Origin of the sequence: uncultured Methylibium sp., from assembly GCF_902826655.1 — a bacterium.
In the GTDB taxonomy this organism is placed as follows: Bacteria; Pseudomonadota; Gammaproteobacteria; order Burkholderiales; family Burkholderiaceae_C; genus Methylibium.
The window spans coordinates 1-8,452 of record NZ_CADEFR010000094.1 but is presented as its reverse complement, the minus strand read 5'-3'; the positions used below and the strand labels follow the sequence as shown (position 1 = coordinate 8,452).

Sequence of the window (8,452 nt, the reverse complement as noted above, 5' to 3'; positions counted from 1 at the left end):
ACGCCATCGTCTACGACCCGACGCGCTTCGTGCAGACCTCGATCGAGAAGGTCGTCGAGACGCTGTTCGAGGCCGTGCTGCTGGTGGTGCTGGTCGTCATCATCTTCCTGCAGACCTGGCGCGCCTCCATCATCCCGCTGCTGGCCGTGCCGGTGTCCATCGTCGGCACCTTCGCGGTGCTGCTGCTGCTGGGCTACTCGATCAACACGCTGACGCTGTTCGGCCTGGTGCTGGCGATCGGCATCGTGGTCGACGACGCGATCGTCGTGGTCGAGAACGTCGAGCGCAACATCGAGAGCGGGCTGAACCCCTACGACGCCACCGTCAAGGCGATGCGCGAGGTCTCGGGCCCGATCATCGCGATCGCGCTGGTGCTGTGCGCGGTGTTCGTGCCGCTGGCCTTCGTGCCGGGCCTGTCGGGGCAGTTCTACAAGCAGTTCGCGGTGACGATCGCCATCTCGACCGTCATCTCGGCCTTCAACTCGCTGACCCTGAGTCCGGCGCTCAGCGCCCTCCTGCTGCGCAGCCACGATGCGCCGAAGGATCCGCTGACCCGGGGCATGGACAAGCTCTTCGGCGGCTTCTTCCGCTGGTTCAACGGCTGGTTCCACCGCCGCAGCGAAGGCTACGGTCGCGGCGTGACCGGGGTCGTCAAGCGCAAGTCCGTGTCGATGATCGTCTACGCGGTGCTGCTGGTACTGACCGCGCTGGTCTTCACGCGCGTGCCGGCCGGTTTCGTGCCGGCGCCCGACAAGCAGTACCTGATCGGCATCGCCCAGCTGCCGGCCGGCGCCTCGCTCGACCGCACCGACAAGGTCATCCGCGAGATGAGCGAGATCGCGCTCAAGGTGCCGGGCATCGTCGACTCGGTCGCCTTCCCGGGCCTGTCGATCGCCGGCTTCTCGGCGGCGCCCAACGAGGGCATCGTGTTCTTCGGCCTGAAGTCCTTCGACGAGCGCACCACGCCCGACCTCAGCAAGGACGCGATCCTGGGCCAGGTCAACGGCGCGATCCAGCAGATCCAGGGCGCGCGCATGTTCGTCGTGCCGCCGCCCGGCGTCGACGGCGTGGGCACGGCGGGCGGCTTCAAGCTGCAGCTGCAGGACCGCGGCGGCCTGGGCGAGCAGGCGCTGTTCGGCGCGGCCTGGGGCACGCTGGGCCAGATCTACGGCAACCCCAAGTCGCCGATCGGCACGCCCTACTCCACCTACGACATCAACGTGCCGCAGCTCTACGCCAACGTCGACCGCACGCGCGCCAAGCAGATGGGCGTGGCGCTGGGCGACATCTACGACACGATGCAGATCAACCTCGGGTCGCTGTACGTCAACGACTTCACCAAGTTCGGCAAGACCTACCAGGTGATCGTGCAGGCCGACGCGCCCTACCGCGCCGACGCCGAGGCCATCACCAACCTGAAGACGCGCAACGCCGCCGGCGAGATGGTGCCGCTGGGCGCGCTGATGAAGGTCGAGCCGACCTTCGGCCCGACGCGCGTCACGCGCTACAACGGCTTCCCGTCGGCCGACATCAACGGCTCGCCGGCCTTCGGTTTCTCGTCGGGCGAGGCCGAGGCCGAGATGGAGAAGCTGCTGAAGGGCCTGCCGCGCGGCATCAGCTACGAGTGGACCGAGCTGTCGTACCAGGACCGGCTCACGCGCGACATCACGCTGCCCGGCGTCAACAAGACCGTGCCGATCCTCGCGGCGGTGCTGGCGATCTCGGTGCTGCTGGTGATCCTGGTGCTGGCGGCGCAGTACGAGAGCTGGAGCCTGCCGATGGTGATCGTGATGATCGTGCCGATGGGCATCCTGTCGGCGCTGACCGGCGTGTGGATCTCGAGCTTCCCGCCCTTCATGCAGCCCGGGGACCTGAACATATTCACCCAGGTGGCGCTGGTGGTGCTGGTGGGGCTGGCGTGCAAGAACGCGATCCTGATCGTCGAGTTCGCGAAGGAGCTCGAGGAGCGCGGCGAGGCCCTGCTCGACGCCATCATCCACGCCTGCCGCATGCGGCTGCGGCCGATCCTGATGACCTCGATCGCGTTCTGCGCCGGCGTGCTGCCGCTGATCTTCGGCAGCGGCGCCGGCAGCGAGATGCGGCGCGCGATGGGCATCGCGGTGTTCTCGGGGATGGTCGGCGTGACGCTGTTCGGCATCTTCCTGACGCCGGTGTTCTACATGCTGCTGCGCAGCGGCAAGGCGAAGAAGGCGAAGCCGCTGGCGCCGCACGGCGGCGGCGGGAGCCTGAGCCATGCGCCGCGCCAGAAGGTCGACGGGGACGGCGATGCCTGAGCGGAGCAGCCTGATGACGACGAGGAACCTCATGACGAAGACCACGCCCCTGCTCGCCGCGCTGCTGCTGGCCGGCTGCGCCGTCGGTCCCGACTACCAGCGACCCGCGAGCACGCTCGACGCCGGCTTCATCGCGGCCGGTGCGGCGAGCGCGAACGCGCAGCCGACCGCCGCCGACATCGCGAGCTTCTGGCGCGGCTTCAACGACGCCACACTGAGCGCGCTGGTCGATCGCGCGCTCGCCGCCAACGGCGACGTGCGCATCGCCCAGGCGCGGCTGCAGGAGGCGCGCGCCAACCAGGGCGAGGCCGACGCCCTGTCGCGTCCCGGCCTGGGCCTGAGCAGCGACGTCACGCGCTCGGTGCGGCCGATCACGCAGCAGCCCGGCGCGTCGCGCAGCGAGCGCACCGGCACCGTCTACGACGCCAGCTTCATCGCCAACTGGGAGCTCGACTTCTTCGGGCGCTACCGGCGCGGCAGCGAGGCAGCGGCGGCGCTCGTCGCGGCCGGCGAGGCCGGCATCGGCGCGGCGCACACGGCGGTCGCGGCCGAGGTGGCGCGCAACTACCTCGAGCTGCGCGGCCTGCAGCAGCGCCTGCAGGTCACCGAGGCCTCGCTGGTCAACCAGCGCGAGGCGCTGAAGATCACGCAGGCGCGCCTGGACGCCGGCCGCGGCACCCAGCTCGACCTGGCGCGCGCGACCTCGCTGGTCGCGGGCACCGAGGCCGCGCTGCCGGCGCTGCAGGCGGCGATCGAGCGCACGGTGTTCCGGCTCGCGACGCTGACCGCGCGGCCGCCGCGCGCGCTGCTGGCCGAACTGCAGGCGCCGGCGCCGCTGCCGGGTCTGCCGGTGACCGACCTCTCGACCCTGCCGCTGGGCACGCCCGAACAGTGGCTGCAGCGTCGCCCGGACCTGATCGCGGCCGAGCGCCAGCTCGCCGCGGCCACGGCCAACATCGGCGTCGCCAGGTCCGAGCTGTTCCCGCGCGTCTCGCTGTCGGGCCTGCTGGGCCTGAACGCGGCGACCTTGAGCAACCTCGGCAAGAGCGAGTCGGGCGTCTATTCGCTCGGCGTCGGCCTGACCTGGACGCCGTTCGACCTGGGGCAGATCCGCTCGCGCATCGCCGCGACCGAAGCGCGCGCCCAGGCCAGCCTGGCGAGCTACGAGCAGACCGTGGCGACCGCGCTGGAGGAAACCGAAGGCGCCTTCAGCAGCTACACCCGCAACGCGCAGCGCGCCGAGCGCCTGGACGTGGCGGCGCGCAGCGCCGAGGAAGCGGCCCAGCTGGCGCGCCAGCGCTACGACGCCGGCGTCACCGACTTCCTGGCGGTGCTGGATGCCGAGCGCGAGGTGCTGTCCAACCGCGACCAGTGGGTGCAGGCGCAGGTCGGTACCGCAACGGCACTGGTCAGCGTCTACCGCGCACTCGGCGGCGGCTGGGCCGCGCCGGCGACGGCCGTCAGCAGCTCACGCTGAGGGCGCAAAGAGAAAGGCCGGCTGTGAAGCCGGCCTTCTCCGTTCGACACCTGAGACCGCGCGTGCCTGGCTCCGCGGCGGCCAGCGCGATCCGGGGCGCCTGTCGCCGCCCTAAGCCCGCTTTCTTTCCTGGTCGTACGCCAGCGACATCAGCGGCATCGGCTGCGACACGATCTCCTGCGCGTCCATGCAGTGGTCCAGCGTGAGGCGCATGTACTCGTAGCTGGTCGTCACGCGCGAGCGGATCAGCGACACGCCGCGCTGCGTCGGGTTGGTGCCCATCACGTGGCAGATGATCTCGAGCGCTTCCCAGGGATGGGTGTCGTCGTACTTGGCGTGCAGCCTCAGCCACTTCATGGCCTTGGCGCGCACGTCCTCGTCGAAGCACTGCTCGTACAGGTCCTTCGAGCACACCAGCGCCGACCAGTCGCCGGTCACGCCCTCGATCGCGTAGTTGGTCGCAGCCATGCCGGCGGCCAGCGAGTCGCGCTCGCAGGTGTGCCAGCACCAGTGCGCCAGCGCGTGGGTCTCGGGCGGCACCTCGCCGTGCAGCAGGTCACCGGCGCTGACGCCGCTGGCCAGCGCCCAGTTCAGCCAGTGGTCGGCGTGGTTCTGCTCGACGCGGATGTTGCGGATCAGGTAGCGGCGCGCCTCGTCGTGGCCGCGCGCCCGGCCGTACTGCACCTTCAGCAGGTTCTGCGCCATGTACTGCGGAAACTGCTCGATCACCGGCCACACGCCGACCAGAAAGGTGCTGATCTGGCTGTCGTTGAGCGCGGCGTCGCGCATGTGGTGGAACAGCTCGTGCTCGGCCACCTTGGCGCGCACCTCGGCACAACTTTCCACCATGTCCTGGGCCCAGCGGGGATAGCTGCGGATGTCGGTCAGCTCGCCCTCGCGGATGAATGTGTCGCTCACGAAAATTCCTCCTGATTGCCGGTGATGGATCCGGCCGCCCCTCACGGCCCACCCTCGAAGACACCTTACCTAAGGGGTTGACTTTGAGCAATCTGTCATTTCTTACAGAGGGGATTGGCGCGAAAGCCCTTGCGCCGGTAAGCAGTTGTGTGCTTGACGCCGCGGCGTCGGCCGCGGCTCAGGGCAGGCGCTGCGCCAGCCAGTCGGTCAGCAGCGCCAGGACCTCGGCCTTCTCCGGCTCGTTGAAGAGCTCATGGGACAGCCCCGCGAACTCGCGGTGCTGCACGACAGCCGCCGGTGCCGCCGCCGCGAAGCGCGCACTGCCGGCGGGGGCCACGCAGCGATCGGCGCCGGCCCACATCAGCAGCGTCGGCGTGGTCCAGCGCGAAGCCGTGCGTTCGACGAACGCGCCGCCGTCGACGATGAACTGCACCAGCGCCGCGGTCACGCGGTCGTGCACCAGCGGGTCGGCCCGGTAGGCGGCCACCACGGCCGGGTCGCGCGAGATCCAGGCCGGGTCCAGGCCGTTGCCCAGCGCGACGTGCGGCGCCAGCCGGCCGGCGACGGCCAGCAGCAGCTTCTGCAGCGCGCTCATGCCCGGGTCCAGCGCCGGCGACGACAGCAGCAGCGCATCGACCTCGCGCGCCCAGGCCGGCCGCGGCGACTCCAGCCCTCCGGCGACGAAGCGCGCCGCCACCAGGCCACCCAGGCTGTGGCCCAGCAGCACCAGCGGTCCGGCCCAGCCCGCGCGTGCCGCATCGATGGCCAGGGCCACGTCCTGCAGCCGCGCCTGCGCGTCCGGCACGTCGCCGCGCGGCCCGCCCGACAGGCCGTGGCCGCGCTGGTCGAAAGCCAGGACGTCGTAGCCGGCCGCGTTGAGGTGCGCCGCCACATGGGCGTAGCGACCTGCGTGCTCGCCCAGGCCGTGGACGATCAGCACGCGGCCGTGCGCACCGGCGCGCGGCCAGCGGTGCCAGTGCAGGGCGATGCCGTCGGCGGCGGTCAGCGTGTCGGTGGGCGCGGGCATGCGAGCAGTCTAGGGTGGGCGAGTGGCCGCTAGCATCCTCGCAAGCCCCTCATTGCCCAAGCACGGACGAGTCCCTTCGATGCAGCGTCGCCACTTCATCCATCACCTGGCCGGCGGCATCGCCCTGCCGACCGCCGCCGCTGCCACCACGGCCGCCGCCGCCACGCGGCCCGGCGGCAACGACGAGCTCGCCTACGCGAGCGTCGCCGACCTGCAGGCCCAGATGCAGGCCGGCTCGCTGAACGTGCTGAGCCTGGCGCGCGCCTGCATCGCCCGCATCGAGGCCATCGACCGCAACGGCCCGATGCTGCGCTCGGTGATCGAGCTCAACCCCGAGGCCCTGGACCTGGCGGCCGCGCTGGACGCCGAGCGCCGCGACCGCGGGCCGCGCGGGCCGCTGCACGGCATCCCGGTGCTGCTGAAGGACAACGTCGCCACCGCCGACGCGATGCAGACCACCGCCGGCTCGCTGGCGCTGGTCGGCGCGAAGGCGCCGCGCGACGCGCACCTGGTGACGCGGCTGCGTGCGGCCGGCGCGCTGATCCTGGGCAAGACCAACCTCAGCGAGTGGGCCAATATCCGCTCGACCCGGTCGACCAGCGGCTGGAGCGCGCGCGGCGGCCTGACGCGCAACCCGCACGCGCTGGACCGCAACACCAGCGGCTCGAGTTCCGGCTCGGGCGCCGCCGTCGCGGCCGGCCTCGTGCCTTTGGCGGTGGGCACCGAGACCGACGGCTCCATCGTCTCGCCGGCGTCGACCTGCGGCCTGGTCGGCTTCAAGCCGACGCTCGGGCTGGTCAGCCGCGACGGCATCGTGCCGATCTCGCACAGCCAGGACACCGCCGGGCCGATGACGCGCAGCGTCGCCGACGCCGCGCTGCTGCTGAGCGCGATGGCCGGCCCCGACCCGCGCGACGCCGCCAGCGGCAAGGCGCCGCTGCGCGTCGACTACACGCGCCACCTCGACGTCGACGGCCTGAAGGGCGCGCGCCTGGGCATCGTGCGCAGCGCCTTCAGCGGCAACGACCGCGTCGACCCGCTCTACGAGCAGGCGCTGCGGGTGCTGCGCGAGCGCGGCGCGGTGCTGGTCGACGACGTGCAGCTGCCGCCGGCCGACCGCTACGGCGAGACCGAGCTCACGGTGCTGCTGTACGAACTGAAGGCCGACCTCGACGCCTACCTCGCCGAGTTCGGCCAGGGCGCGCCGGTACGCTCGCTGGCCGACGTGATCGCCTTCAACGAAGCCAACCGCACCGCGGAGATGCCGCACTTCTCGCAGGAGCTGCTGGTGCGCGCGCAGGCGCTGGGCGGCCTGAAGAGCCGCGCCTACCGCGAAGCGCTGGCCAACAACCGGCGCTGGTCGCGCACCGAGGGCATCGATGCCGCGCTGCGCCGCCACAAGCTCGATGCACTGGTCGCACCGACCGGCGGCCCGGCCTGGCTCACCGACTTCGTCAACGGCGACCACTACGGTGGCAGCTTCTCGACCCCGGCCGCGGTGGCCGGCTACCCGCACCTCACGGTGCCGGCGGGCTTCGTCGGCGGCCTGCCGGTAGGCCTGAGCTTCGTCGGTCCGGCCTGGAGCGAAGCGAAGCTGTTCGAGCTGGGCTATGCCTACGAGCAGGCGACGAAGGCGTGGCGGGCGCCGGCGTTCGCTGCGAGCGTTTCGCCGCGGGCCTGAGGTTCCGAGCGGGGCAGCGAAGCCGCGGCGGGCATCGGACGACAGAACCAAACGGTGAATAGCCGAGGGCGAGGCGTGATCGGCGGAGTGAAGTGAAGGAGGAGACGCGAGCGTTCAGCAAGCGTCGGGGGACATGAACGAAGCCGGTCACGCCTCGCCCTCGGCCCGCTCAAGCGCTCAAGCCCTTTCCACTCTGAACACCGCCGTACTCGCCCGCACATTGGGCCAGCGCCGCACCACGCGCCCGTCCTGCAGGCCGAAGCTGTCGAGCACGCGCAGGCCGGTCTTGCGCGCCAGCACCTCGAAGTCCGCGTGGGTGCCGAAACGCACGTTCGGCGTGTCGTACCACTGGTAGGGCAGGGCCTTGGTCACCGGCATGCGGCCTCGCAGGATGGCCAGGCGGTTCGGCCAGTGCGCGAAGTTCGGGAAGCTGACGATGCCGATGCGGCCGACGCGCACCGTCTCGCGCAGCAGGTCTTCGGTGCGGTGCAGGTTGGTCAGCGTGTCGAGCTGCAGTACCACGTCGAAGCTGGCGTCGCCGAAGATCGCCAGCCCCTCGTCGAGGTTGCGCTGGATGACGTTGACGCCGCGCTTCACGCAGTGCTGCAGCTGCGCATCGTCGAGCTCGACGCCGTAGCCGCTGCAGCCGCGGGTGTCGCGCAGCAGCGCCAGCAGCGCGCCATCGCCGCAGCCGAGGTCCAGCACGCGCGAGCCGGGCGGCACCAGGCTCGCGATCACCTCGAGGTCCTTCCGCTCGCTCATGTCGTGATCCGCTCGAAGTAGCTGCGCAGCAGCCCGTGGTAGCGCGGGTCGTCCATCAGGAAGGCGTCGTGCCCGTGCGGGGCGTCGATCTCGGCGCTGCTCACGTCGCACCGGTTCGCGACCAGCGCCTTGACGATCTCGCGCGAGCGTTCCGGCGAGAAGCGCCAGTCGGTCGTGAAGCTGATGACCAGGAACTTCGCGGTCGCGTCCGCGAGCGCGCGGCTCAGGTCGCCGCCGTGCTCGCGCGCCGGGTCGAAATAGTCGAGCGCGCGCGTGATCAGCAGGTAGGTGTT

Annotated in this window: 6 protein-coding genes and 1 pseudogene; 3 read left to right on the top strand and 4 right to left on the bottom strand. The window is 71.2% G+C overall.

Features of this window, described 5'->3' with window-relative positions; all coding sequences use genetic code 11:
* Positions 1-2,294, top strand: a 2,294-nt coding sequence (locus QZV97_RS19700; RefSeq protein ID WP_295646825.1) for an efflux RND transporter permease subunit, incomplete at its 5' end; no start/stop codon positions are given.
* A 31-nt stretch (positions 2,295-2,325) separates the two neighbouring features.
* On the top strand, positions 2,326-3,771 hold the full coding sequence (locus QZV97_RS19695) for an efflux transporter outer membrane subunit (protein WP_295646822.1): 1,446 nt from the start codon (positions 2,326-2,328) through the stop codon (positions 3,769-3,771).
* Between the two features lie 111 nt (positions 3,772-3,882).
* On the opposite strand, the gene QZV97_RS19690 is transcribed toward QZV97_RS19695, so the two are convergent.
* Positions 3,883-4,689 carry an iron-containing redox enzyme family protein gene (locus QZV97_RS19690; protein ID WP_295646819.1) on the bottom strand — a complete coding sequence of 269 codons (807 nt, stop codon included), beginning with the start codon at positions 4,687-4,689 and terminating at the stop codon, positions 3,883-3,885.
* 178 nt (positions 4,690-4,867) lie between these two features.
* Complete coding sequence (locus QZV97_RS19685; protein WP_295646816.1) at positions 4,868-5,716, bottom strand: alpha/beta hydrolase; 849 nt, start codon at positions 5,714-5,716, stop codon at positions 4,868-4,870.
* A 79-nt stretch (positions 5,717-5,795) separates the two neighbouring features.
* Between QZV97_RS19685 and QZV97_RS19680 the strand changes: the two genes are divergently transcribed.
* Positions 5,796-7,397 (top strand): amidase, encoded by a 1,602-nt coding sequence (locus QZV97_RS19680; RefSeq protein ID WP_295646812.1) that lies wholly within the window; start codon positions 5,796-5,798, stop codon positions 7,395-7,397.
* Positions 7,398-7,574: 177 nt separating this feature from the next.
* On the opposite strand, the gene metW is transcribed toward QZV97_RS19680, so the two are convergent.
* Positions 7,575-8,159: a methionine biosynthesis protein MetW gene (gene metW / locus QZV97_RS19675; RefSeq protein WP_295646809.1), complete on the bottom strand. Its 585-nt coding sequence runs from the start codon at positions 8,157-8,159 to the stop codon at positions 7,575-7,577.
* Positions 8,156-8,452, bottom strand: a pseudogene (gene metX / locus QZV97_RS19670) (homoserine O-acetyltransferase); the annotation flags it as partial. The gene metW and the pseudogene metX, both read right to left, overlap by 4 nt.